This is a genomic window from Paenibacillus sp. sg306046 (assembly GCF_059821225.1).
Window position 1 is genome coordinate 17,153 of sequence record NZ_JCAMRT010000034.1, and the last position, 24,616, is coordinate 41,768.

Annotated in this window: 22 protein-coding genes and 3 pseudogenes; 17 read left to right on the top strand and 8 right to left on the bottom strand. The window is 56.5% G+C overall.

The features are described 5' to 3' along the window. Positions 1-40: 40 nt before the first annotated feature. The 10 genes from AC6ROY_RS23455 (at position 41) to AC6ROY_RS23500 (ending at position 13,164) form a co-directional block, all read left to right on the top strand. A complete protein-coding gene (locus AC6ROY_RS23455; RefSeq protein WP_500102997.1) occupies positions 41-628 on the top strand; it encodes a hypothetical protein in 588 nt (195 codons plus the stop codon). Between the two features lie 90 nt (positions 629-718). Next, a complete protein-coding gene (locus AC6ROY_RS23460) occupies positions 719-2,593 on the top strand; it encodes a cyclic nucleotide-binding domain-containing protein (RefSeq protein WP_500102998.1) in 1,875 nt (624 codons plus the stop codon). Between the two features lie 267 nt (positions 2,594-2,860). Beyond that, complete coding sequence (locus AC6ROY_RS23465) at positions 2,861-4,279, top strand: FTR1 family iron permease (protein ID WP_500102999.1); 1,419 nt, start codon at positions 2,861-2,863, stop codon at positions 4,277-4,279. A 41-nt stretch (positions 4,280-4,320) separates the two neighbouring features. After that, entirely contained in the window at positions 4,321-5,532 is a 1,212-nt protein-coding gene (efeO, locus tag AC6ROY_RS23470) for an iron uptake system protein EfeO (RefSeq protein WP_500103000.1), read from the top strand. 21 nt (positions 5,533-5,553) lie between these two features. Continuing rightward, entirely contained in the window at positions 5,554-6,789 is a 1,236-nt protein-coding gene (gene efeB, locus AC6ROY_RS23475) for an iron uptake transporter deferrochelatase/peroxidase subunit (RefSeq protein ID WP_500103001.1), read from the top strand. Between the two features lie 798 nt (positions 6,790-7,587). Further along, complete coding sequence (locus tag AC6ROY_RS23480) at positions 7,588-8,430, top strand: STM4015 family protein (protein ID WP_500103002.1); 843 nt, start codon at positions 7,588-7,590, stop codon at positions 8,428-8,430. A gap of 2 nt (positions 8,431-8,432) precedes the next feature. Continuing rightward, entirely contained in the window at positions 8,433-9,821 is a 1,389-nt protein-coding gene (locus AC6ROY_RS23485) for an STM4014 family protein (protein WP_500103003.1), read from the top strand. Between the two features lie 245 nt (positions 9,822-10,066). Beyond that, entirely contained in the window at positions 10,067-10,843 is a 777-nt protein-coding gene (locus AC6ROY_RS23490) for an STM4013/SEN3800 family hydrolase (RefSeq protein ID WP_500103019.1), read from the top strand. A gap of 72 nt (positions 10,844-10,915) precedes the next feature. After that, positions 10,916-12,295 (top strand): STM4012 family radical SAM protein, encoded by a 1,380-nt coding sequence (locus tag AC6ROY_RS23495; protein WP_500103020.1) that lies wholly within the window; start codon positions 10,916-10,918, stop codon positions 12,293-12,295. Beyond that, complete coding sequence (locus AC6ROY_RS23500; protein WP_500103005.1) at positions 12,292-13,164, top strand: STM4011 family radical SAM protein; 873 nt, start codon at positions 12,292-12,294, stop codon at positions 13,162-13,164. The genes AC6ROY_RS23495 and AC6ROY_RS23500 overlap by 4 nt, the downstream gene beginning before the upstream one ends. A 16-nt stretch (positions 13,165-13,180) precedes the next feature. On the opposite strand, the pseudogene AC6ROY_RS23505 reads toward AC6ROY_RS23500, so the two are convergent. The 7 genes and pseudogenes from AC6ROY_RS23505 to AC6ROY_RS23535 all read right to left on the bottom strand — a co-directional run. Then, positions 13,181-13,342: pseudogene (locus AC6ROY_RS23505) on the bottom strand (IS3 family transposase); the annotation flags it as partial. A gap of 396 nt (positions 13,343-13,738) precedes the next feature. After that, entirely contained in the window at positions 13,739-14,755 is a 1,017-nt protein-coding gene (locus tag AC6ROY_RS23510; protein ID WP_500103006.1) for a S66 family peptidase, read from the bottom strand. 149 nt (positions 14,756-14,904) lie between these two features. Continuing rightward, positions 14,905-15,441 carry a GNAT family N-acetyltransferase gene (locus tag AC6ROY_RS23515; protein ID WP_500103007.1) on the bottom strand — a complete coding sequence of 179 codons (537 nt, stop codon included), beginning with the start codon at positions 15,439-15,441 and terminating at the stop codon, positions 14,905-14,907. Beyond that, positions 15,438-15,565: pseudogene (locus AC6ROY_RS23520) on the bottom strand (IS3 family transposase); the annotation flags it as partial. The pseudogene AC6ROY_RS23520 and the gene AC6ROY_RS23515, both read right to left, overlap by 4 nt. Positions 15,566-15,617: 52 nt before the next feature. Then, positions 15,618-15,986, bottom strand: coding sequence for an MFS transporter (locus AC6ROY_RS23525; protein ID WP_500103008.1), 369 nt, complete (start codon positions 15,984-15,986; stop codon positions 15,618-15,620). Further along, positions 15,931-16,401 (bottom strand): MFS transporter, encoded by a 471-nt coding sequence (locus AC6ROY_RS23530; RefSeq protein ID WP_500103009.1) that lies wholly within the window; start codon positions 16,399-16,401, stop codon positions 15,931-15,933. The genes AC6ROY_RS23525 and AC6ROY_RS23530 overlap by 56 nt, the downstream gene beginning before the upstream one ends. 2 nt (positions 16,402-16,403) lie before the next feature. Beyond that, a complete protein-coding gene (locus AC6ROY_RS23535) occupies positions 16,404-16,796 on the bottom strand; it encodes a cupin domain-containing protein (protein WP_500103010.1) in 393 nt (130 codons plus the stop codon). Between the two features lie 448 nt (positions 16,797-17,244). Between AC6ROY_RS23535 and AC6ROY_RS23540 the strand changes: the two genes are divergently transcribed. Next, positions 17,245-17,496: a GlsB/YeaQ/YmgE family stress response membrane protein gene (locus AC6ROY_RS23540; RefSeq protein ID WP_500103011.1), complete on the top strand. Its 252-nt coding sequence runs from the start codon at positions 17,245-17,247 to the stop codon at positions 17,494-17,496. 140 nt (positions 17,497-17,636) lie between these two features. Here AC6ROY_RS23540 and AC6ROY_RS23545 read toward each other — a convergent pair. After that, positions 17,637-17,841: pseudogene (locus AC6ROY_RS23545) on the bottom strand (DapH/DapD/GlmU-related protein); the annotation flags it as partial. A 140-nt stretch (positions 17,842-17,981) separates the two neighbouring features. Between AC6ROY_RS23545 and AC6ROY_RS23550 the strand changes: the two are divergent. The 6 genes from AC6ROY_RS23550 to AC6ROY_RS23575 all read left to right on the top strand — a co-directional run bounded on the left by AC6ROY_RS23550 (position 17,982) and on the right by AC6ROY_RS23575 (position 24,321). Then, positions 17,982-18,218 (top strand): hypothetical protein, encoded by a 237-nt coding sequence (locus AC6ROY_RS23550; protein ID WP_500103012.1) that lies wholly within the window; start codon positions 17,982-17,984, stop codon positions 18,216-18,218. 40 nt (positions 18,219-18,258) lie between these two features. Next, the gene (locus AC6ROY_RS23555) at positions 18,259-19,209 is read left to right on the top strand and encodes an MBL fold metallo-hydrolase (protein WP_500103013.1); all 951 of its coding nucleotides are present in this window, start codon (positions 18,259-18,261) and stop codon (positions 19,207-19,209) included. A gap of 172 nt (positions 19,210-19,381) precedes the next feature. Then, a complete protein-coding gene (locus AC6ROY_RS23560) occupies positions 19,382-20,590 on the top strand; it encodes an oxalate decarboxylase family bicupin (RefSeq protein WP_500103014.1) in 1,209 nt (402 codons plus the stop codon). Between the two features lie 90 nt (positions 20,591-20,680). Continuing rightward, positions 20,681-20,992, top strand: a complete 312-nt coding sequence (locus AC6ROY_RS23565; RefSeq protein WP_500103015.1) for a hypothetical protein — start codon at positions 20,681-20,683, stop codon at positions 20,990-20,992. Positions 20,993-21,424: 432 nt separating this feature from the next. Further along, a complete protein-coding gene (locus tag AC6ROY_RS23570) occupies positions 21,425-23,197 on the top strand; it encodes a proline--tRNA ligase (RefSeq protein WP_500103016.1) in 1,773 nt (590 codons plus the stop codon). A gap of 68 nt (positions 23,198-23,265) precedes the next feature. Beyond that, positions 23,266-24,321 (top strand): GNAT family N-acetyltransferase, encoded by a 1,056-nt coding sequence (locus AC6ROY_RS23575; RefSeq protein WP_500103017.1) that lies wholly within the window; start codon positions 23,266-23,268, stop codon positions 24,319-24,321. Positions 24,322-24,616: the final 295 nt, after the last annotated feature.

Here is a 24,616-nt window from a genome sequence, read left to right on the forward strand (position 1 = left end):
TGGACATCGACAACCAAATCAGCTTTCGGGGGGCTTTCACATGAATAAGAAGACGATTGCAGGTACAATTGGAGCGCTGCTGCTTGGCGTAGCGGCCGGTGCGGGCATCATGCTGAATGATACGGCTTACAGCTCCGTCAAGCAGGCGCTTGGGCAAGGCACGAGCAACGCGGTGGGGGCTGGAGCGGATCTCAAGACGGTGGATCTTGAAACTGCGCTGATGGCGGTGCAGTCGGAGCGGGCCAAATTGATGGAGGATCAGATCAAGACGCAGATGGCTACGATTGAGGCTCGCAATGCGGATATTCAAAAAATGAATACGCTGCTTAATGAGCTGAAAAACTTACGGCCCGATGGTACGGATTCTAAAAAGCCGGTCAATTTGCCCGAGGGCATCAAAAATCAGCTGAGTACGAATGGGCTAAGGGCCGTAGCGACTGCCGGGGATCTGGAGATAGCGATTGAACAGGTTCGCGGCAAGATTGATTCGCTGAACAGCGCGCAGCAGATGGATATGCTTAGGATGCAAAGCTTGGCAAACAAGCGCACCGAATCCTTTGAGATCATCACGAATTCGGCGAAAAAAATACAAGACGCGCGCAGCAGCATTATCGGCAATATGCGATAATACAAGTGCATAGTCAGGAAGGGACGGGAACCTGCCGGAGCGGGTTCCCGTTTGCGTATGGGAACGCTCGGAGAGAGAGGTTGGTTGAGGATGAGTGAGCAAATTGTTGAGCTGCTGCGCGAGCATTCGCTGCTGCAGGGCTTGCCGGAGCAGGAGCTGGCAGCCGCAGCGGCAACGATGAGTCAGGCGAGCTACGAGCCTGGCGAAGTCCTGATCCGGGAAGGGGCAGCCGGTGATCACTGTCTGTTTATCATGTCCGGCGAGGTGCAGGTGACGGCGCGCGGACTGAACGGCTCCAGCGTACTGCTGGCTGTGCTGGGGGCAGGGGCGCTGATCGGTGAAATTGCGCTGCTTTCCAGTGAACGGCGTACAGCGACGGTGACTGCTGCCGGCGAGGTAACCGCGCTGCGGCTCGACCGGACAGCGTTCGCCGCGTTGTCCGCCTCCAGTCCGGCTTTCCATGAGCGTATGACCTTCGGAGCGAGAATCCGCAGCATTCACGGCTCGTTGGGCAAGGCCTCGATCTGGTCCGCGATTCCGGATTCGGAGCTGCGAGGGCTGGCCGAAATTACGACGCTGCGCACGGTTAAACCGGGAGAGGTCATTGTAAGTGAAGGGGAGGAAGGACAGGCGTTTTACACCGTCGGGGCGGGAAGCTTCGAGGTGCGCGCAGGCGGCAAGCGGCTTGCCGTGCTGCGACAAGGCGATTTTTTCGGAGAAATTTCGCTGTTAGCTGATATTCCATGCATCGCAACCATTACTGCGCTGGACGAAGGCCAGCTCCTCGTCATGGGGCGGGAGGAGTTCGGATTTTTGCTGCAGCAGTACGCGCCTATACGGACGCAGTTTCTGGCGGCGCTGCGCATCCGCAGACCGGAGCTGGCGGAGAAGGCGAGCCGACGGTGGGAGGATCCCGCTGAGCCGGGCCGAGCGCAGGCCGCCAGCGGATCGGGTACTGGCGCGTCGCCGGTCGAGCGGCCGCCGCTGCCGCACCAGCAGCGCTGGATTGATGCGCTGCTGGTGATGGGCGGCTTATTTCTGGCGACGACACTGTTGGCGGCGTGGCTGGACGGGGCCGTTTGGGTGTATGCAGTATTGCTGACCGGGGGACTGACCGGTCCGGTTGTTTTTGTCGCCTACGCGCGCGGCTCCCAACTGCTTGGCTACCGGCTGGCCCGTCTCGCTACGGCGTTTGCCGCATCGGCGGCGCTTGCGGTGCCGCTGGCGCTGCTGCTGGAGCAGCGCCTGCTGTTTCCGGCCGTGGAGACGGCTGCGGCTTCGTTGTCCCGGCTCCAGCTGCCGCTGGGGGTCGCGCTTATTGAGGAAGCGTGCAAGCTGCTGGTCGTCTATGTATTTCTGCGGGGGCGGCAGCAGCGGTTTCGCATGGATGGCGTCGTGTTCGGAGCAGCCGTCGGCATGGGGTTTGCGGCGCTGGAAAGCATGATTTACGGCTGGCGGTTTCTAACTGCAAGCTCGACCGGCAGCATGCTGGCCGTGCTGTGGGTTCGCACGCTGCTGTCGCCGTTCGGTCACGGCACGTGGACTGCAATCGCAGCTGTCGGCATTTGGGCCGGTGCAGCCAGGAGCCGGACGGCGGGGCAGCGGGGGCGAGCGGCTGCCTGGATGAAAATGGCCGGGCTGCTGGCTGCCAGCATCGTGCTGCATACACTGTGGGACTACCATCTGGAAAGCGTGCTGCTGCGGATTGCCGTTATGGGCGGCGCAGGCGTACTGGGCGTGCTGCTGCTGCTGTGGCTGATCCGCTCCGGCTCGCGGGAGGAGCTGCGAGCGCTGGCGGAGCTGAATCCGGCGTTCAGCGCGGACCGCACAGTCGGCGGGGAGGCGGAGAAGGTACGCCCGCAGCTGCTGGAATGCGAAGCCTGCGGCACGTTATGCCCGCCGGAAACACGTTATTGTCCGCGCTGCGGACAGGCGCTGCGGGCGACCGGCAGCTCGGCTGGCTGAGGAGACGGGGGACGGAGGGAATGAAAAGGATTGAAACGGACTTGCGGGAACCTGGACGCAGGTCCGCTTTTCGTTAGGTTTGTCATCATTTCGCCATTGACAAGAGCAAGGGGCCATCCTATAATTCATTTGTAATAATGAGAATCATTTTCAATTAAATAGTGAAGGTGATAAGGGGATGAGCCTATGTGGGGCCCAGACTGTCCAGCTCGGCGCTGGCTGCTCTCGGCAATTTGTGCGTGGTTGATGGCATCAGGCCTTTTTTTTATGGCTGATGCCCAATCGCAGGCTGCGTCTGCGGTATCGCCGCCGGTGGATGCAGCCGGAGTCGTGACGCTTGCCGAACAGTTGAAGGGTTCGTTGGAGCGGGGCGAGACGGATCAGGCAGCCCGTACGTTCAGCACCATGAAGCGATGGTGGACGACCCACAAAGCGGCCGTCAAGCAGGCTTCGCTGCCGCTGGCGCTGGAGATTGATACGCAGGTTGCCGGGTTATCCTTGTCGCTGCTCAATCAGGATATCGCTAAAGCGAGGGAGATTACCGATACGCTGTTGTTTTCCTTGGTGAATTACCGCGACGGCGCTTATATCGACAATGACGGAAAGCGGCAGATGACACTGGATGCGTACATGCTCAAGCTCAGGGGTGCGGCGACCCTTATTGAGCGGGAGCAATGGACGGAGGCGCATGCCGAGATCAAGCGGCTGCAGCAGCAATGGCTGTCCGTAGAAGGGGATATCGTCAGCCAGTCGCAAAGCGTGTATAACGCGTCCGAGCGCGATCTGGTGCTGCTGGACGCCTATCTGACAAGTCCAGACAAGCGTTCTCAGGCGAAGGAAGTCGCCGAGCGGATGATCGCCGCGCTTGCTCCGTTGGCCGGAGCGCAATATTCCTGGTGGGATGCTGCGCTGATCCCGATTCGGGAAGGGCTGGAGGCGCTGCTTGTGATCGGCGCGCTGATGCTGTATGCGGGCAAGTCCGGCTCTGCGGCCGGCAGGCGGTGGGTAGCCGGAGGGACGGCGGCAGGGGTACTGATCAGCGTCGGCGTCGGCTTCGGGGTCGTCTTGTTTATGTCATCGGACGCCTTTGGCCGCAACAACTCGCTGATCAACGGCTGGACCGGAGTGCTCGCCAGCGTGCTGCTACTGTACGTCAGCCATTGGCTCCACCGCCATGCCGACGTACAGCGCTGGAACCGGATGCTTGCTTCCCGAAGCGAGCAGGCGTTGTCCGGCGGGAAGCTAACCAGTTTGGCGCTGCTTGCTTTGTTTGCAGTTGTCCGCGAAGGGCTGGAGACCGTCATTTTTCTGGTCGGCATGGCCGGTAAAATGTCCGGAGGCGAGCTGGCGGCCGGAATCGCCGTCGGCTTCGGCACGCTGGCGGTCGGCGCCGTCGTTATGCTTAAAGCGGGCGCACGACTTCCGGTACGTCCGGTGTTTCTGCTGTCAAGCATCATCGTGTTTTATTTATGCTTCAAATTTATGGGGTCCGGTATTCACAGCCTGCAGATGGCCGGTGTGCTGCCGACGACGATGCAGGATTATTTGCCTGAGCTGGTGTCGATCAGCTTGTATCCGTCCTGGTACAGCACTTTGCCGCAGCTGCTCGTTGCTGTTACAGGCCTTACGGTCCTTGCAGCACAGCGGCTTGCCCGCAAACGGAACGGCTTTCCAATAAGTTCATAAGCTACAGGCGGACATCCGCCATTAACGGAGGAATGATGACCATGTTAAAACCATTTGCAACACTTGCATCCGCTTCGCTTGCCGGTCTGCTGCTGCTCAGCGCCTGCACGAACGCACCTGCTGCACCTGCAGCGCCCGCGCAAAAGGAAGGAGCGTCGGCTCCGGCCAAAGCTCCGCAGGAGCAGGCAGCCGCTCCCGCTCCTGCGGCCGACGCCAAAAGCCCGATTCAGCAAGGCACAGCCAAGCTGCAGGCGGAAGCTACCAAGCTGCAAGAGGCTATCAAAAAACAGGATGCGGCTGAAGTCAAACGTCTGGGCAAATCAATCAATGACATCTGGATTTCGTATGAGCACACGGTGCGCCAGACGTTCCCGCTCGAATATACAGAGGTAGAGAAATATGAAATGCCGATTTTCTCCGCATCAGCTTTCGATAAGGTCGATTTCCCCGCCCTAACCGTGACGGCCGAGAAATTTCAGGAGTCGCTGGTCAAGCTGCAAAACGCGAAGGTGACGACAGCGAGCACGTCGGAGCTGCTGAACAAGGCGGTCGCCAATTACAAGGTGTTCGTGGACGATTATGCGGACAAGCTGGCCGCCGGAACAAAAACGTTCGCTGCCGCCGTCAAGGCAGGCAACATCGAGCTGGCCAAGCAGGAATACGTGAAGGCGCGGGTGTACTTCGAAACGATCGAGCCGATTGCCGAAAGCTTCGGCGAACTTGATCCGAAAATCGACGCCCGTCTGGCCGATGTGGACAATGAGGCGGAATGGACCGGCTACCACCGGATTGAACGCGCGCTGTGGGCGGACAAGTCGCTTGCAGGCCAGGAAAAATACGCGGATCAGCTCATTGCCGATACCGAGGAGCTGCAGAAGCAGATCAAGTCGCTCAAGCTGGAGCCGAAGGCGATGGTCGCAGGCGCAATGGAGCTGCTGAACGAAGCGGCTACGTCGAAAATTACCGGTGAAGAGGAGCTGTACTCGCGCACGGACCTAGTGGATCTCGCAGCGAATGTGAACGGCTCGAAAACCGTATATTTGGCGATTATCCCGGCCTTGAACGAGAAAAATCCGGAGCTGGGCAACCGGCTCGACAAGCAGTTTATGGCAATGGAAGCGATGCTGATGAACTACCAGAAGGACGGTCAATATATGACGTATGACAAGCTGACGACGGAGCAAATCCGGCAAATCAGCGACCAGCTCGGACAGCTGTCCACCCTGATGAACCAGTCCGCTACGTTGCTGTAGCAGCCGGAGGAGGCACAGCTAATGGAACCGACATCAAGACAAGCCGGATTATCGCGCCGTGAATTTCTGAAATGGTCCGCTGTCGCCGGATCGGGCCTTGCGCTGGGAGCCGCCGGTGTGGGGGCGATGCTGGGCGGCTTCCGCCAGGAGGCGGAGACGACGCCGAAAGCAGGCGAAGCTGCGCAAATTCCGCTGTATGGCGAGCATCAGGCCGGCATTATTACGCCGCAGCAGACGTATATGTATCTCGCCAGCTTTCGGCTGACAGCCGCTGACCGAGCCGGAATCATCCGGCTGTTCCGCGACTGGACCCGGTTTACCGATCTGACGACCCGCGGGGGAACGATGCAGTCGGGCGACAACAAGCTGCTGCCGCCCAGCGATACGGGGGAGACGGCGGATTTGCCTGCCGCTCGGCTGACGGTGACGTTTGGCTTCGGCCCAACGCTGTTCAGTCTCGACGGGAAGGACCGTTACGGCTTGGCCGCCCAGTCGCCCCGTTATTTGCGGGATATTCCCCGAATGGCGCGGGAAAGCCTGGACTCGTCGCTGTCAGGCGGCGATGTGTGCGTGCAAGTATGCGCCGACGATCAGCAGGTCGCTTTTCACGCTGTGCGTAATCTGATTCGGTTGTCCACCGGCTATGCCTCGCTCAAATGGCTGCAGGAAGGCTTCATCAGCGCCACGGCAGGCAAAACGCCGCGTAATTTATTCGGCTTCAAGGACGGTACGGCCAACGCCTTGCATGATCATGCGGAAGGCTACAAGGACATTGTGTGGGCCGGAGCGGACGAGCCGGGCTGGATGGCGGGCGGCTCGTATATGGCGTACCGAAAAATCCGGATGCTGCTGGAGGTGTGGGACCGGACGCCGCTGTCCGACCAGGAGGATACGTTCGGGCGGTACAAGGACTCGGGCGCGGCCTACGGGAAGCAGCAGGAATTCGACAAGGTGGATGAGGCGCAGCAGCCGGCCAACTCCCATGTGCAGCTCGCGAAGCAATCGCGCCAGCAAATTCATCGCCGCGCCTATTCGTATACGGACGGGATAGACCCCCGCACCGGTCATATGGATGCCGGGCTGCTGTTCCTCAGCTACCAGCGCAATCCGGAGGAGCAGTTCATTCCGATGCTGCGGCTGATGCAAAACCAGGATGCGCTGAACGAATATGTTGCCCCTGTCGCAAGTGCGATGTTTGCTTGCCCTCGCGGGCTGCGCGAGGGTGAATATGTCGGACAGCCGCTGCTGGAAGGCTGACAACCGCTGTTGGAAAGCTGACAACCGCTGTTGGAAAGCTGATCGGGGCTGTTAGGGTAAACCAACAGGGTAAGCTGAGGATCAGGTCGGCCCGTAAATATGGGCGGGCCTCTTTGGGTTGTACATCGGGCTTCTTCGTGGGCGCTTGACTTCATTAGATTCGGATGGCTCAAGCTTCAACAAGCGTATTTTTTGGTGTGCTCGTGTCTTCGCTTAGTGGACACATGTCTTTTAAAGGATGGACATTTTCTCTCCCTTCTCCAGCCGCCCGCCTGTCCAAATCTAGACCATATCTAGCCTCTTGCGAATCTGAAGCGTCAATATCTAGAGTTCAAATGCATCCCTACCCGGTAAAAAAGGAGTTGCCCAATGTCCACTTTACGAAAGACAAATCATTGAAAGAGTCCTCTGTCAGCGGACAATCCTCTCTGAGGGCATTCAGTTGACCTGCCTTACTCATTTGTTGAAGCATTTGTTGATTCAATTGTTGAATTAGTGTTGAATCAAAGTTGAATCGTCTGCTTCCCTATTCCCGCTAGACGCGACCCGCTGGCAAGTTGCCGACCATGCTACGGCAGAGGTACGACAGAGCTATCGCAGAAAACCGCCATGGCTCTCTGCCACATCCATCGGCATGAAAGGGGCTCTTTCAAAGAAAAGGCAGGTGTAGCGGAGAAGCAGACGCGTGTGCAGGGACAAGACCTTTGTCGCCTCCGAACAGTTGCACTCCTTTTTTTGAATCGTATATAGTAGAAGTTGTAAGAGGATTCATACAAGATATGGCAGGGAGGAACGGACGTGAGCCAAGTGAAACTTTCGATCGACTATGATCAGTATGAGGATGGCCAGAAGTTAAGCACGCAGCTGGAGCAACTGGCGGCAGGACCGGATCGCGGGGAGCTGACCAGTCTCATTATCGGGGATTGGGGTGGAGCCTATGAAAATGACTCGTCAGAGACGGTCGAAGCGCTAATCCGCTTGAAGGAACAATTCCCGAAGCTCCGCAAGCTGTTTATCGGTGACATGGGCTTTGAGGAATGTGAGGTTTCCTGGATTATGCAATCGAATCTGGGGTCGCTGCTGACCGCCTTTCCGGAGCTGACCTCCTTGACGATTAAGGGAAGCACGGGTTTGGAGCTTTCGCCCGCAGCGCATGACAAGCTTGAGGAGCTGGTTATTATTTGTGGCGGCTTGAGCCGCGACGTGCTGGCCGCCATCGCGAACGGGCAGTTCCCGGCGCTGACGAAGCTGGAGCTGTATCTCGGCGTGGAGGGTTACGGCTTTAACGGCGGGCTGGACGATGTGCTGCCGCTGATCGAGCCGGGCAAGTTCCCCAAGCTGACGTATCTTGGCTTGAAGGACAGCGAAATTCAAGATGAAATCGCGATCGCACTGGCAACCGCTCCGATTGTGGAGCAGCTTCATACGTTGGACCTGTCAATGGGCACGCTGACGGACAAAGGCGCCGCTGCGCTGCTGGAAAGCGAAGCGGTGCGCAAGCTGCAGCATTTGGATCTGAGCTATCATTATATGACGGATGACATGGTTGCACGCTGGCAGCAGTCAGGACTGTCGGTTGATGTCAGCGACCAGCAGGATGCCGAAGAAGACGATTACCGGTATCCGGCGTTGACAGAATAACGATGCATCAGATGCTGCTGATCGGCAATCCGGACAACCGGCGTACGGCAGGCTTGCAGGAAGCTCGCGCGAAGCTCGGCTTGCCGCCCGCCCGCGTCGTCTCGTACCTGGAGCTGCTGCAGGACAGCGATGCGCTGCCGCGTCTGGCCGATGAGCTGTCGGCGGTTGGCGGATGGGAAGTGGAGAGAGCCGGGCGACTGGCTGAGGGAAGCGAACGGGAAGTGGAGAGAGCCGGGCGGCTGACGGAGGGAAACGGATGGGGTGCGGACGCTTGCTCCGCTCCTGGCCCGGACGGATCGCTGTATATCCGGCTCGATTCGCCTGGCGAGGACTTTGCGGTCGAACGCGAGCTGATCGCGCTTGGCGCGCCTGACAGCCAGCGCGACGAGCAGGATGATCGGCTGCTGCCCTATATAGGCGCAGCCGATCCGCAGCCGCTGTCCGCCCGTTCGGCGCGGGCGCTGATAGAGCAGCGGGGACGGCTCGTGCATCCGTCCCAATGGTTTCGCGGCTACGGGCGGCTGCTCGCCCGGCTGGAGCAGTTGGCTGACCGGCTGCCGTCCGCCCGCTGGCATCACCCGCCTGCCGAGCTGGCGGCGATGTTTGACAAGCGGCATACAAGCCGCGTGTTGACCGAGGCAGGCGTGCCGGTTCCCCGGCCGCTTGCAACGGCGGCAGCGCTGACCGGCTATGCCGCGCTGCAGGAGGCGATGCGGGCGCAGCGGCTGCATCGGGTATTTGTGAAGCTGGCGGCCGGTTCCGGCGCCTGCGGGGTGGTGGCGTACCAGCTGCATCCGGCGACCGGCGCGGAGGTGGCGGTGACGACGCTTGGCGTCGAGCGTCAGGTGACGCGACCGCCGCTGTTTTACAATGCGATCAAGCCGCGCCGTTACACGGACTCCGCGACGATCCGTCTGCTTCTTGACTGGCTGCTGGGTCACGGCGCTCATGTCGAGCAATGGATGGCCAAGGCATCCTATGACGACCGGACCTTTGATATCCGACAGCTGGTCGTAGGCGGAGAGGCATGTCACAGCGTCGCCCGCGTCAGCCGCACGCCGATTACGAATTTGCATCTGCGCAGCGAGCGGATGAGCCTGCACGAGCTGGGCTTGCCCGAAGCGGTGCAAGCCGCGGTCCAGCGCTGTGCGGAGCAGGCGCTGGCCGCATTTCCGCAGTCGCAGTCTGCGGGTGTTGATGTGCTGCTCGGCAGCGGCTCGCATGCGAATCAGCCGTACGTGCTGGACGTCAATCCGTTCGGCGATTTGCTGTACCGGGTGACCTACCACGGATTTGATCCTTACACCTGGCAGCTGCAGCGGCTGGGCGGGAGCAGAGAGGGAGCAGGGCAGTCGCATAACCTATGCGATGGGCCGCTAAACGTCCGGTGAATCTGTGAGAGGCAAAGTCGGCGACGCTCATGAAGCTTGAAGCTGTGAGGCCAAGAAGCTAAGAGGCCAAGAAGTCGAAAGGCCTGGAGGCTAAAGCTAACCTACCGAAAGCTAAGAGGTTATGGAGCTGTGAAGCTGTGAAGCTGTTAAGCTGTTAAGCTGTTAAGCCGTAGGAGCGCTGCTCCCCGCAGCGGCCTTGATTCACCGGATCGCCAAGGAAGGGAGTCGGAAGCTTGACGACTAATATGAACGATATCGTGGGCAGCCACGATCTTTTGATGATCACGCTGGATACGCTGCGCTATGATGCGGCCATGCTGGAAGCCGCTTTTTGTCCGAATCTATGCGGCGACGGCGTGTGGGAGAAACGTCATACGCCGGGCAGCTTCACGTATGCGGCGCACCATGCATTTTTTGGCGGATTTCTGCCGACGCCGGCCAACACGGACAAGCCGTCGCATGTGCGGCTGTTTCATTCGCGAAATACCGGCTTGCCGACGCATCCGCATACATGGCTGTTTGATACGCCGGATCTTGTGTCCGGGCTGCAGGCGGAGGGCTACCGGACGATTTGCATCGGCGGCGTTATTTTTTTCACGAAAAAGGTGCCGCTCGCGCGGGTGCTGCCCGGTTATTTCATGGAAAGCTACTGGCGGATGACCTTCGGCGTGACGAATCCGCGCTCGACGGAGCACCAGGTGAATCATGCGCTCAAGCTGCTGGACCGCGCCGGACCGCAGGAGCGGCTGTTTCTATTTATGAATGTCTCGGCGATTCACGGGCCGAACCATTATTTTGTGCCGGGCGCGAAGCAGGATTCCGTGGACACCCAGCGGGCGGCGCTGCGTTATGCGGACGGGCAGCTGGGGCGGCTATTTACCGCCTTCCGGCAACGCGAGCGTCCGGTATTTTGCATGGTTTTTTCCGATCACGGCACCGCTTACGGCGAGGACGGCTACCATGGCCACCGGCTGGCCCATGAGGTCGTCTGGAATGTTCCGTACCGTGAATTCCGGCTGTAGTGAGCCTGACACTGACAACGAAAAACGAAAGGGCGTGAGCTTCACGCCGGAAAGGATGTGAACGGCCGGATGATGAGCCCGTCCCTGAATGCCAGGCAGGCAGCCTCGATGACCGACGGCCTGTCGATTGAGGAGTGGAAAGAAGGTCTTCGCTCAGAACCGTACCGCTCCTATCTGTATGCGTACCCGCATAAGACAAGCTACCGGGAGTTTGACGCCCCGCTGCCGCTGTCGACTCTGTGGAGCGGAGAGCCGGCGGAAACGTTTTTTCTGTACATGCATATTCCGTTTTGCGGCGCGCGCTGCGGCTTCTGCAACCTGTTTACGCTGCCGGACAAGCGGACAAGCGCCCATGAGCAATATGTCGATGCGCTGGAGCGGCAAGCCCGGCAGTGGGCGCCGCATGTCGCCCATAAGCCGTTTGCGCGGTTTGCGATCGGCGGCGGGACGCCTACGCTGCTTGCGCCTGCGCTGCTGGAGCGGTTGTTTGACGTCGCCGAGGGGGTGATGGGGCTTGACCCGGACCGCGCCTCGATTTCGGTGGAAACGTCGCCGGAGACGGTCACCCGCGAACGGCTGCAGCTGCTCGTCGACCGCCGGGTAGACCGCGTCAGCATGGGCATCCAAAGCTTCGTCGAAAGTGAAGCGGCAGCGATCTATCGTCCCCAGAAGCCTCACGAGGTGGAGCGGGCGCTGGAACTGCTGAAGGCGCAGCGCTTCCCGGTGCTGAATCTGGACCTGATCTATGGTCTGCCGGGTCAATCGGTCGCGTCCTGGATGTATTCGCTGGAGCGGGCGCTGGCCTATGAGCCGGAGGAAATTTTTCTGTACCCGCTTTACACACGGGAGCATACGCTTGTGAAGCCCGGCGATATTCGGCGCAGCGCGGAAACGGATCTGCGGCTCGCCTGTTACAGCGCCGCCCGCGACCGGCTGAAGGCTGCCGGTTACGAGCAGTCGTCGATGCGCCGGTTCGCCAGAGCGGACAGCGGCTCGGGCAAGGCGCTGCTGCCTTACGGCTGCCAGGAGGAAGGCATGGTCGGGCTTGGCTGCGGCGCCCGCTCGTATACGCGCCGCTTCCATTATGCGTCCCGCTACGCGGTCAGCAAGGGAGCTACGGCGAGTATTATCGCCGATTATGTGGCGGCCGAGCGGCATGATGTCGCGGACTACGGTATCGAGCTGAGCGTGGCGGAGCAGCAGCGCCGATTTGTACTGAAGGCCATCTTGCATCGTGAAGGCTTGGAGCTGGCAAGCTACCGGGCGCGCTTCGGCAGCGAAGCGCTGGACGATCAGCCGGAGCTGGACGTGCTGCTGCAGGCCGGGCTGGCCGTCCTGGAGGCAGGCGTACTGGGGCTGACGGATGAAGGACTCGCGTACTCCGATGCGATCGGCGATTGGCTCATTACTCCGGCCATGCGCGAACGGATGGAAGGGTTTGTTTTCGCATGAAGGCGACGATTTATTACCGGGGCAGCCTGTCGTCCTGCAACTACGATTGCCCGTACTGCCCGTTTAGCAAAAATGTGGACACCGCCCAGACGTTGGCCAAGGACCGCGCCCAGCTGCGCGCGTTTGTGGACTGGGTTCGCCTTCAGGAGGCTGAAGGGCATACGTTGTCGCTGTTTTTTAATCCGTACGGCGAAGGACTGACCCATGCGTGGTACCGGGAAGCGCTGGTCGAGCTGTCCTGGCTGGCGCATATCGACAAGGTGGCGATTCAGACGAATTTATCCGCCCGGCTCGACTGGACAGACGGCTTGAATCCGGCAACGGCGGCTTTCTGGGTCACGTATCATCCGGGACAGACGCAGGAGGCGAAATTTCTCGCCCAATGCCAGGAGCTGCATCGCCGCGGCATCGCTTTCAGTGTCGGCTCGGTCGGGGTGCGAAGCGCGTTTGCCGCGCTGCAATCGCTGCGTGCGGCGCTGCCGCCGGACGTGTATATGTGGGTAAACGCCTTTAAGGATAAGCCGGATTATTACACTGCGCCGGAGCTGGAGCTGCTGCGGGGGATTGACCCGTTATTTGATAGGAATGCAGCCGATTATGACAGCCGAGGACATGTATGCCGGACAGGGCAAGATGTATTTTTCGTGCAGGGACCGGGCTTGGTGAAGCGCTGCTACAAGGATCGGACGGTGATCGGGCATTTGTACCGCGACGGGCTGCAAGGCTTGTCGAAGCAGCGGCTGTGCAGGATGGCGTGCTGCGACTGCTACATTGGCTACATTCATATGCCGGAGCTTGCGCTGGAGCAAGTATACGGCAGCCGGCTGCTGGAGCGGGTGGTCCGGTCTGCGGCCCATATTTATAATTGATATGACCCAGCTCTTTCATGATCCGAGCGACCGTGTTTCCGGATAAACGCACGCCCTGCTTATGAAGCTCTTTTGCTACATTGGGAGCTCCATAGCATCGACGGGATTTGAGAAGGATGCGACGAATCCGCCGCTCCGACGTGCGACGTTGCCGTTTACTGGCTTTTCGCTTGGTCATCCTGCTTGTATTCCTGCGCCACCGCGTTTCCTTCTTCCAGTCATCATAAACATCAAGAGGGTGAACACGATAACTAAATGTGTATTCCTATAATCAAAAGAGCCATAAAAGCATACGAGAAGATAGGATTTATACAGGAAGGCATCCAGAGAGAGCTACTTTACTATAACCATGGATACCACGATTCCATAAGAATGAGTATTTTAGAACACGAATTTCGGAACCGGAGTGTCGAATAAAACGTACAACCTCTGAAAACAAAATCAGACAATAACCGAGCCGCAGTGTTCCAGGGCCTCTACATGAAATAATTACACTAGCACTTTTGCGCCTAATAAAACGATAAAAAGATAGTCTAGTGGCTGTCTTTTTATCGCTTTATAGAGAATGGAGTAGTTACTGGTTAAAGGATTGCTTAACGGAACCTTTGCCGTCTTCTACTTCAATATCGGCATATGCCCCGTTTATGAAAGTTATCTGTGGTGGAATATGACCACAATCAATATCGTAGATTATGGGAATTTGCAATTCCTCATAGAGTTCTTTGTAAATATCCTCCGCTGTATAATTATCAATTGGTTGATTTGCAGCGCTTCTTCCAAATAGAAGACCCGTACAATTATCAAACCAACCTGCTAATTTCATTTGAACCAACGACCTGCGTAAATCAGTTGTCGATAGTTCGCAATTTTCTAAATACCATAGAATAGGTTCATTATTTATATGATGTTTTTGAAAATGCTGTACATTACCAAATGGTGTGCCAATTAAATGTCTTATCACATCAATACACCCGCCAAGTAAACGACCCTGCATTTTAACATGATGATTTGAAATAACTTTCCAATAGGTTTGTTCTGTTAAATGAAAGACACATGGCGAAGGATCAGAGTGTTTCCATTCTTTTTGATATTTTTCAGATGAATGCTGGATGACGGATTCGCCAGATTTAGTTGATAAGACAGATTGCCACCTTGCAGTTGTCTTATCTGAGAAATCTCCTCTTAAGTCAATGAGATTTGTACCATGAGCAGTTGCTATGCCTGTTTTTAAGGTTATGGCTAACAATAATACACTTGTATCTGAATAACCTAACATCCACTTAGGCTTAAAATTTTCAAAATCAATGTATTCCAGAATTTCAATTAAAAGTTCGCCGCCCCAAGGTGGGATGATAATACTAATCTGATCATCTCTCATCATTGCATTGAATTCAGTAGCACGTAATTTGGCTGGCGAAGACTTTGCCTTTTCTTGAGTCCAAACCGTTTCTCCACAAGCAACGTTGAATCCCCTCATCTCCATACGGTTGAATGAAAGTCTGAGAATATTGTGTAATTCGACTTTTACTCCTGACGAGGGCGCTGTTACACCAATTGTTGCTCCTTCTTTTAAAGAAGGATATCTGATCATTTAAATCAGCCTCCTTAATTTTTATGTGATGCAATATCTGGCTAACCTGATATTACGAAAGCTCCCCTTGATACACAGGCTTTATTATTTCGCCTGTCTATCTAAAGGGGAGCATATCAAAGTTCGGGTTAACTTATTGCGAAACTGGTTTATGCAAAAAAAGCCGGCGGATAACGCAGCTCGCCTTTGATCTGGGAGCTCTGATCAAGTACATGCACCATAAACACCTCGTCAGGTACCCTAAATTGGGTCAGCTGAAAGCCGAGCGGCCGCGCCGGTTCAAATCCGAACCTGGGATAATACGACGGATGCCCGATCAGAAACACATGCGAGCAGCCGCCTGCCGCCGCCAGACGCAGCCCTTCCTGAATAAGTGCGCCTCCCACGCCTTGCTTCTGGTCAGCCGGGTCAATTACGATCGGCGCCAGCACGATGACCTCATGATGCAGACCGCCTTCATCCACAACCTCCGCTTTACTAAACAACGCATGGCCGATCAGACGGCCTTCCTGGCCGGTAGCGACCAGCGAAAGCTCAGATCTAAATTTTGCCGAGGCGCGGATTCGCTCTACTAGACGCGATTCATCCTCCCGGCCGCCGAATGCTTCGTAATGAAGATGAAACACGCTTTCCGCATCGGTCAGCTGCTCCGCCCGGATATTCACTTGCTTGTCAGGTGAGATCACGATTGAATTCCCCTCCATGTCGATGTGTATGACGGAAACGCTTCAACAGGCGTCAGATACTAAGTGTCCCGTGAATGCGGTGATGATTAAACCAGTGAACATAGTCCTCAAGTTCCAATTTCAAGGAGACTGGCGCTCTGCAGTTCGCAGACGTTTTACAAAAAATGAAAAGACCATTAAGGAGACAGTAACAGAACCGGCGCTAACCATAAACAAGATCTATAGGTCATATAGTGAGAAACCCAGCCCAAGACGATTGCGCCAAGTCCGATGCCAAGGTCCGCTGTGGTCATGAACGAAGCATTTGCGACTCCTTTACGTTCGGGATGGGCAGGACGTAACGTTACAGCTTGAAGGGTTGGCTGGACGGAACCAAATCCAATCCCGTATAAGACAGCTGAAAAGAGCAAGCCAAGCTGCCCGGTAGAAAAGCTGAAAACAACAAGAGCTAAAATCGAGATCATAAGTGACGGGATAATGATAATTGTTTCACCAAGCCGGTCCGAAAGTTTTCCTGAAACCGGTTTGCACCAGCCAAATGCCAATCATGGGCCCGACCGCCATGGCTAGAGTCATAGAGGTGCTAAACCATCCCATGCCTTCCCCGCGACGCGACGCAGGAATCATATCCGTTACTGCAGTTATCATCCCTGTTGTAGAAAATGTCCAACCCAAGCCGTGTAACATTCGGATTCCCAACAGAACGGCTATACCGCCGACCCAGTCATACATATACATGGCGAAAGTAAACAATAGCAGTCTCAAAATGATAAATTGGCGTCTGCCGAACCGATCCAGCAGTCCTCCTACAAATGGGCGAAAAACAACAGCGGACAGCATAAATGCTCCCACAGCCAGACCGATTTGTGACTCGCCGCCGCCTATCTGTTTGATAATCAGCGGTAGTGTAGGAAGCAGAAAATAATAACTTGTAAACAAAAAAAGTGTCCCTACCGTCAAGATTATAAACGGCTTTGTTCATAGACGCTCCAGGGTACGTCCCTCCCGGTATAGCAACGGCAGCCGTGGTTGGCTGTCGTCCCTGCAGTGATTGCAATGTGTTCAAACCAGCTGTCTTTTGTAGCGTCATGCCAGTGTTTGACATCATCATGGGTGACAATAACATCACCGGCCTTTAACAATTGAGCCGATTTTCCTTCCTCTTGGTACCAACCTTCCCCGCTAGTTACTAATAAAAATTGAAAACCATCGCGATGAATATGCCAGTTGTTCCGGCATCCAGGTACAAAGGTCACGTTTCCAACACCGACATTCACTTTAGGGTCGGAAACTAAGGTTTTCAGATAGCTTTGCCCAACAACATATTGGGCGAACGCTTCATGTTTCTCGCCCACCGGAAAAATAACGCCATTTCTTACTTCTTCAATGTTTTTCCATTTTAATTCCTCCTGTAAAAAATATTAAAAAACTTCGCCAAAAATGAACCGACCAAGGATGTCTTGAACATCAGGACAGGGAGGTACATCCGCAACTTCTTCGCCATCAAAAAGGATACTAGAGCAGCATCTTGATGGATCACATTTGTGTATTATTATAAATGTAATTAGGATTTCTTCAATTGCCGAAGCAACACGATTCGTTCATTAATGCACAGACTCTTGGAAACTGACGATTATTTTAAGGCTAGGTAAAAAAAGACGTACTCGATCCTTCCCGGCAGTCGTTATCATGAGACTGCGCAAGCGCTGATTAAATAAACAGCCCAGCGGGTATTCAATGATGTAGCAACCAAGCAGCGGCTGGGCAGCAAGCATCCGGCAGCTCACGAAGGAGGAGAACAGGATGGCATTAGTATGGTCCCTTATTGTAGGTGGCGGAATCGGTTGGCTCGGCGGTGTGCTCGTTGGGCGTGACGTTCCGGGCGGCGTGATCGGCAATATTGTTGCCGGTTTTGTCGGCGCCTGGCTCGGTTCCTGGCTGATGCCGAATTTTGGCCCGGTCATCGGCGGCTTTGTCATTATTCCGGCGCTTGTCGGCGCGGTGATCGTTGTACTCATTCTCAGCGCGGTTTTGCGCTCTGCGAACAGAGCTTAGCGCCCGCCCGGGCAAATGAAAAATAGAAACGTGCTCATCCGCCGCTGGCGTGGGGCACGTTTTTTGCTTCTATGATTTAGATAGAAGTGAGGATTGTCTGCGTCAGGCTGCCTGCTGCGCAAGTACGGCGAACGGCACAGTTACTCGGTAATGTGCTTTAAAAATTTCGCCGGATTTCCTGCGACAATCGTGTTGGCAGGTACATCCTTGGTTACAACAGAGCCAGCGGCCACAATCGAATGATCGCCAATCGTTACGCCAGGCAGGATCACGCTGCTGCCGCCAATCCTATACGTTGTTGCCGATCGTAATCGGGATCGCGTAGCCGCTCTGGATGGAATAAGGCAAGGTATTTGTCTATCCTACCATATCGGCCTGCTGCGCCCAAATTCAATGAAGCGGAGTCCGCATCGGCCAGCTCTGCGGCAAAGAATCGTTCGCCCGCTTGTTCTCAGCATGGTATAATATGTGGAGCACTAAGTTCAGTGAGAGGATTGAAGCTTGGAATGTCGTTATATGCCTGGCTGATTTTTGAGGTTTTGTTTGTGATATGTCTGGTTTTGCATCTCGTCTTGTCAGCGCAGGCGAAGCGGCTCCTGGCGGATGAGCGGGAGCCTGACCGGGCGAAGGCGGCACGAATCCGCACGCGCTCACTTTGGTTTATGGCGGGCTGGATGGCGTCGCTGCTGCTGATGATCGTCAGCATTTTCAAAACGTCCTAAACCTGCAAGCTTGCATCTGTGAAAGGGGAACTGCAACCACATGATTAACGGGCTCGACAAGCTGATTCAAGGACAAGAAAAGCTCCAACCGGACTACCATTCGGATTTAAAAGTCATATTGCTCGGCACCGGCTCACCCCGCGCCGTCTACGGCGTATCCAAGCCCGGTGTCGCGGTGCTGGCCGGTCACAAAGTATTTCTGGTGGACTGCGGAGCAGGCACGGTCAATCAACTGCTGCTTGCGGGCATTATGCCGCAGCGCATCTCGGATGTACTGTTTACCCATCATCATAGCGATCATAATTCCGGGTTTTTCGATGTGTTTATCAGCAGCTGGCGTACGCATGTCGTGCCGGGCGCTGTCTTTAAAAACCGCGAGGTTCCAATGCAGGTGTACGGGCCGGAATCAACCGCTGACATTATCGGTAAAATGGAGGCTTCGTTTGCCTTCGACGTCAACCTGCGAATCAACTACAACAAGTCGGCCTTCGAGGGCTCGAAGCTCGTTGTCCATGAATGCAATGAAGGCATCGTCTACGACCAGGACGGCATCCGAATCACGGCCTTCGAGGTCGATCACCGTCCAGTTGAGCCAGCGATTGCTTATCGGTTTGATTACAACGGTCAGTCGGTTGTCATTTCCGGGGATACGCTGCCGGTGGATAACATGGTCAAGTATGCGCAGGGCGTCGATCTGCTCGTCCATGAAGCATACAACAAAGCTTGGCTTGATGCGCTGATCGCGATGTATCCGGAGGAAGCGGTCGGTCTGAACAATCCGGCCAAATACCATACGACAACACTCGAAGCGGCGGACATCGCGCAGCGCGCCGGGGTGAAGCAATTGCTGCTGACTCACCATATCCCCGCGCCCGCGAAAACGGCGGAAGCGGAGGCGGCTTACACGGCGGGCATGGCGGACATTTACAGCGGGCCGATTACGCTTGGACGGGATTTGACGGAAGTGGATTTGGGGGATTATCGCAAGTAAGGCAATAGGGGAAGCGCGGTAAATAGGGAGCGGGAGCGAAGGGTGGTCGGGCCGTAAGGCGCTCATGCATAGCGGCACAAGTATATCACGCAGCGTACGATCATATATCTGGTTAAGATGGCATGCGATTGCCCCGCATGTACACCGGATGGATGAAAGGAGCTGTTGGCTTGTGAGTAACAACCGCAATCGGCAGCGGGCGAACGAGCCTGTGCAGCCTGTCATCCCCCAGCCGATCAGAGCGGACGGAGCGGGAGCGATGGACAGAGGTCCCCGTGACGTTATGCGAGACATGGAAAACCCGGATATGCTCGTCCCTCCGCCAACGGATCGAGGGTTGATTCCGAACCTGAGATTTTCGTTTTCCGATACGCATATGCAGTTGAATCACGGAGGCTGGTCCAGAGAAATTACGGTCCGCGAGCTGCCCATAGCGACGACGCTGGCGGGTGTCAATATGTGCTTGACGCCGGGCGGCGTGCGCGAGCTGCATTGGCATCAGCAGGCCGAATGGTCCTATATGATATGGGGGCGCGCCCGGATTACTTCAGTCGATCAGGACGGCCGCAATTTCATCGCCGATGTCGGGCCGGGCGATCTCTGGTATTTTCCGCCGGGTCTCCCGCATTCGATCCAGGGGCTGGAGGAGGGCTGTGAGTTTCTGCTTGTGTTTGACGACGGTCATTTTTCCGACTTGAATACGTTGTCGATTTCCGACTGGTTCGCCCACACGCCCAAGGACGTGCTGTCCGCCAACTTCGGCGTTTCCGCCAGCGCCTTCGATTCCATACCGCACGATCAAGTGTACATTTACCAGGATACCGTGCCCGGCTCGCTGGCGAGCCAAAACGTGCCGTCGCCGCAAGGGACGATTCCGCTAAGCTTCAAGCACAGACTGCTGGCGCAGCCTCCGCTCCGCACCTCAGGCGGCACGGTACGGATCGCGGACTCCACGAACTTCCCGATTTCGCAGACGATTGCGGCGGCCTTGGTGGAAATAGAGCCGGGCGGCATGCGCGAGCTGCACTGGCATCCAAATAATGATGAATGGCAATATTACCTTGCAGGCCACGGGCGGATGACGGTTTTCGGCGGAGGCGGGGCGGCCCGGACGTTTAATTTTCGCGCGGGTGATGTCGGCTATGTGCCGTTTGCCTACGGTCACTATGTGCAAAACACAGGCACGCAGTCGCTCTGGTTTCTCGAAATGTTCAAATCGAGCCGCTTCGCCGATGTTTCGTTGAACCAATGGATGGCGCTGACGCCTGCGGAGCTGGTGCAATCCAATCTGTGCGTAGGTCCGGAAGTGACGAATGCGCTTCACAAGATTAAATCTCCCGTTGTGAAAACTCCTCCCTTCACGTATTATCCCAAGTCGTAGCTGCGGTATATGATGAATTTCTGTGAAAGAGCTGCTTTCATGCCGGGAATAGGGCAGAGGGCCATGACGATGTTCTTGAGGTGATGGTCTGTGATACGTATTTTGCTGGAATTATGTCGAGCTTTCATCTTGCTTTCTGCTGGCTTGGCGCTCTTGCTATATGTCGAGGTTTATGCGTATGAGCGGATCGGTGTGGACGTGCAGCGGTTTTACTGGCTGTTGATGCTGGGCAATCTGCCGCTGCTGCTGGTGTTGTACCGCAACTATATCCAGCAGCGCGGCTGGATTACCAATCCACGCCTGCTCAAGAAGCTGCCGTCCAAGGTGACGTGGAGCTTGCTGGCGATCAGCTTCACAGGGATTGTCCTCTTGCCGCTTAGCAGCTTGCTTTTGAAGAAATAGGCTGATCAGGAGAGGCCGATGTTAGGGGCGCGGTTAGCGGATGTTAGCGGGTGTCTTGACAGAGCGCGGGATTTCTTGTAAATTGAACGTTAATCTATTTCATAACAAGTTAAGCTACGACCAAGGAGTAGACGGCTCTATCGCGTCCGAACAGAGAAGAAACCCGCAGGCTGCAAGGTTTCCCGGCGCAAAGCTGTCTTCCCGCCTTGAGAGCTGCAGCGGAGAACCTCAGTATCTGCTGCCGGAGTCGATCCGTTATTCGTACGAGCGCTGTGAGCAGGGGGCATGCTGCTTATAGCTGAAACAGGGTGGTACCACGACACATTCGTCCCTGACGAGTGTGTCTTTTTTGTTTTTGTCGCCGGGTGTGCGGAAGCCAGCGAATTGTTTTAATTTGAGCCGCTGCGAGAACTAATTGAGGAGGATTCTTTCATGCGCCAATCCCTTTTTCTGATTCCAACGCTTCGCGAAACACCGGCCGATGCCGAAGCAGCCAGCCATCAGCTGATGCTCAGGGCCGGATTGATCCGGCAGCTTGCCGCCGGTATTTATACGTATTTGCCGCTCGGTTATCGGGCGCTGCGCAAGGTTGAGTACATTGTCCGCGAGGAAATGGATCGGGCAGGCGGCCAGGAGCTGCTGATGCCGGCGCTGCAGCCGAGCGAGCTGTGGCGGCAATCCGGGCGCTACACCGTGTACGGGCCGGAACTGATTCGTTTGACCGACCGACATGACCGTGAATTTGCGCTTGGGCCGACCCATGAGGAGGTGGTCACCTCGCTGGTGCGCGATGAAATCCATTCGTACCGCAAGCTGCCGGTGATGCTGTACCAGATTCAGACCAAGTTTCGCGATGAGCGCCGACCAAGGTTCGGACTGCTGCGCGGGCGAGAATTTCTAATGAAGGACGCGTATTCGTTTGACGCGGATGGGGAGGGGGCCGAACGTTCCTACCAAGCGATGGCCGAGGCGTATCATCGAATCTTCGAGCGCTGCGGGCTGCAGGTGAAGGCCGTCGCGGCTGACGCGGGGGCGATCGGCGGAGAGGGCGGCTCGCAGGAATTTATGGCGCTGGCCGAGATCGGGGAGGATGTTATTGCCTCCTGCACGCATTGTGCGTATGCGGCAAATCTGGAGCAGGTGGTGTGCGGGGCTGAAGCCGAGGCCAGGGGAGAGATTCCCGGCAGGCAGGCCGCAGCCGCTGAAATCACGGAAGGACGGGCGCTGCTTGCAACGCCCGGCTTGAAAACGATCGAGCAGCTTCACGAGTCGTTGTCGCTTGCGCCGGATCGCTGTATCAAAACACTTATCTATCTAGCGGACGGGCGTGAGGTGGCGGTGCTCGTGCGCGGCGATCATGAGGTGAATGAAACGAAGCTGCGGCATGCGCTGGCGGCCGAAGCGGTGGAATTGGCCGATGCGGACACGGTGGTTCGTGTAACCGGCGCGCCGCTCGGCTTTGCCGGCCCGGTCGGATTGTCGATGCCTGTGCCGGTGCTGGCGGATGCGGCGGTGGCCTCGATGACCTCGGCGGTGTGCGGTGCGAATCAGGCGGATGCCCATTTGACGGGCGTACGTCTCGGCATTGACTTTGTACCGTCCTCGATTGGCGATCTGCGCAATGTGACCGAAGGCGATGCTTGCCCGCAATGCGGAGCAGGCTTGATCCGATTGCAGCGTGGTATTGAGGTCGGCCATGTATTCAAGCTCGGCACCAAATACAGCAAGCAGCTCGGCGCTTCATACCGGGATGCAGGCGGCCAGGAGCAGGCGATGATCATGGGCTGCTACGGCATCGGCGTGTCCCGTGTCCTGTCGGCTATTGTGGAGCAGTGCCACGATCCGCATGGCATTGTGTGGCCAAGGACGATAGCTCCGTTTCTCGTCCATCTCCTGCCGGTATCGGTGAAGGACGCGGAGCAACTGCGTGCGGCGGAAGAATTGTATGCACTGCTGCAGCAGGCGGGCGTGGAGGTATTGCTCGATGACCGGGACGAGCGGCCGGGCAGCAAGTTCAAGGATGCCGATCTGATCGGCAGTCCGTATCGGATCATCGTCGGCAAGCAGACGGGCCAAGGCAAGGTTGAACTGCGCCTGCGCCATGAGGCGGACAGCCGTCTGGTGGACATCTCCGAGGTGCTGCCGCTGCTCCGGGGGCTGGAGGCCGAGGCGGCGCATTTGCCTATATCCAATTTTTCCATATAAATCATGCTCGGCCTATGGCATCATGGTAGAAGAAAGCAGACTACTGATGATGAAATGGAGGTGCTGTTATGGTGCAACTGCGTCCATTGAGCTTGCCGGACGATTACGAAGCGATGGCCCAATTATTAAATCAGGTGTGGGCCGAGCCAACGACAGCCGAACGGCTGCTGGCGGATGATCGCAAGCTGTATGAGCGAGGAAAAACGTGGCTGGACGAAAACGGCCTGCTGGCCGGATATGACCGGGAGCGGTGTCTGGCTGTTACGGACAGCGGGCAGGCGGTCGGTTATGTCTGGTGTTGGCGGGCGCCCTGGACAGAGCCGGGTATGCTTCATACAACGCTGGTCGTAGACCATGCCTGCCGTGGACACGGGATTGGCCAATTGCTGCTGGCGCATGCGGCGGACTGGGCGTCCCGGCTCGGCGGTACGCGGCTGGTAGCGGAGGTGTGGGACGATCATCCGGCGTCGCTTGCTTTTGCCGAACGGAGAGGCTTTACGATTGAGCGGCACGCATTCCAATCTGTGCTGCAGCTGGAGGGAGCCGAGCTACCCGCGGTTGCGCAGCATATGCCCGACTCGCTAGCAAGGGACGGAATCCGTTTCCTGACGCTGGCGGACGAGCTTGACGAAGCGGCCGCCGAAATGAAGCTGTACGAGCTGTATCGCGAGACATTGGTTGATATTCCCGGCTTCATGGGAGAGGTTCCGGTGATCGGGGAGTGGCGCAAATGGTACCTGAAGCCTGACGGCTCCTCACCCGACCAGGTCATCATTGCAGCAGCAGGCGACCGGTATGTGGGCGTGTCCAATCTGCTGTACTTTGCGGATACAAATGGCATGTACCACGAATACACCGCCGTCAGCCGCGACTACCGGGGACGCCAGATCGCGCTTGGCCTGAAAGTCACATCCATCCAGCTGGCTCGCCAGCGTCAGGCGGCATACCTGCGGACGGATAACGATTCGACGAACGCGCCGATGCTGGCGATTAACCGCAAGCTCGGGTATGCGCCGCTGCGTGGCTCCTACCGGCTGCAGGCCGATGTGCAGGAGACGCTGGAGCGGCTTCGCGAACGGGATAGAGCGAGTCAGGCAGGCGATGACCTGCGGGAAGACGCGTGAGCTAGGCAGTCGGCTGATCGCTGTGAAAAGGAGGTGCGAACCCCAAGCTCACATGAAATCCCTGGAGCATTCGCACCTCAGAAATTGTTGTATTTTGTCGAAAATATATAAATTGAAGTGAAGTCAAGTGTTGAGTTATACTTGTTTTGGAAATGATGTTGCTGTAACGACGCGGATTGATGCTGAAAAGGGATTAATGTGCGGTAGTTTTGCTGTCGCACTCGGCGTTTGTCAAGATAGTTGTCGCTAATCTCAAAATGTAGTTGTGCTAGAGTTAGCCTTTTTGCTCAGCTTG

Bases quoted from the DNA above. Each gene is read 5' to 3' on its own strand.
- AC6ROY_RS23455 (WP_500102997.1), top strand. From the start codon at position 41: ATGAATAAGAAGACGATTGCAGGTACAATTGGAGCGCTGCTGCTTGGC.
- AC6ROY_RS23460 (WP_500102998.1), top strand. From the start codon at position 719: ATGAGTGAGCAAATTGTTGAGCTGCTGCGCGAGCATTCGCTGCTGCAG.
- AC6ROY_RS23465 (WP_500102999.1), top strand. From the start codon at position 2,861: ATGGCTGATGCCCAATCGCAGGCTGCGTCTGCGGTATCGCCGCCGGTG.
- efeO (WP_500103000.1), top strand. From the start codon at position 4,321: ATGTTAAAACCATTTGCAACACTTGCATCCGCTTCGCTTGCCGGTCTG.
- efeB (WP_500103001.1), top strand. From the start codon at position 5,554: ATGGAACCGACATCAAGACAAGCCGGATTATCGCGCCGTGAATTTCTG.
- AC6ROY_RS23485 (WP_500103003.1), top strand. From the start codon at position 8,433: ATGCATCAGATGCTGCTGATCGGCAATCCGGACAACCGGCGTACGGCA.
- AC6ROY_RS23490 (WP_500103019.1), top strand. From the start codon at position 10,067: ATGAACGATATCGTGGGCAGCCACGATCTTTTGATGATCACGCTGGAT.
- AC6ROY_RS23495 (WP_500103020.1), top strand. From the start codon at position 10,916: ATGAGCCCGTCCCTGAATGCCAGGCAGGCAGCCTCGATGACCGACGGC.
- AC6ROY_RS23500 (WP_500103005.1), top strand. From the start codon at position 12,292: ATGAAGGCGACGATTTATTACCGGGGCAGCCTGTCGTCCTGCAACTAC.
- AC6ROY_RS23510 (WP_500103006.1), bottom strand. From the start codon at position 14,755: ATGATCAGATATCCTTCTTTAAAAGAAGGAGCAACAATTGGTGTAACA.
- AC6ROY_RS23540 (WP_500103011.1), top strand. From the start codon at position 17,245: ATGGCATTAGTATGGTCCCTTATTGTAGGTGGCGGAATCGGTTGGCTC.
- AC6ROY_RS23555 (WP_500103013.1), top strand. From the start codon at position 18,259: ATGATTAACGGGCTCGACAAGCTGATTCAAGGACAAGAAAAGCTCCAA.
- AC6ROY_RS23570 (WP_500103016.1), top strand. From the start codon at position 21,425: ATGCGCCAATCCCTTTTTCTGATTCCAACGCTTCGCGAAACACCGGCC.
- AC6ROY_RS23575 (WP_500103017.1), top strand. From the start codon at position 23,266: ATGGTGCAACTGCGTCCATTGAGCTTGCCGGACGATTACGAAGCGATG.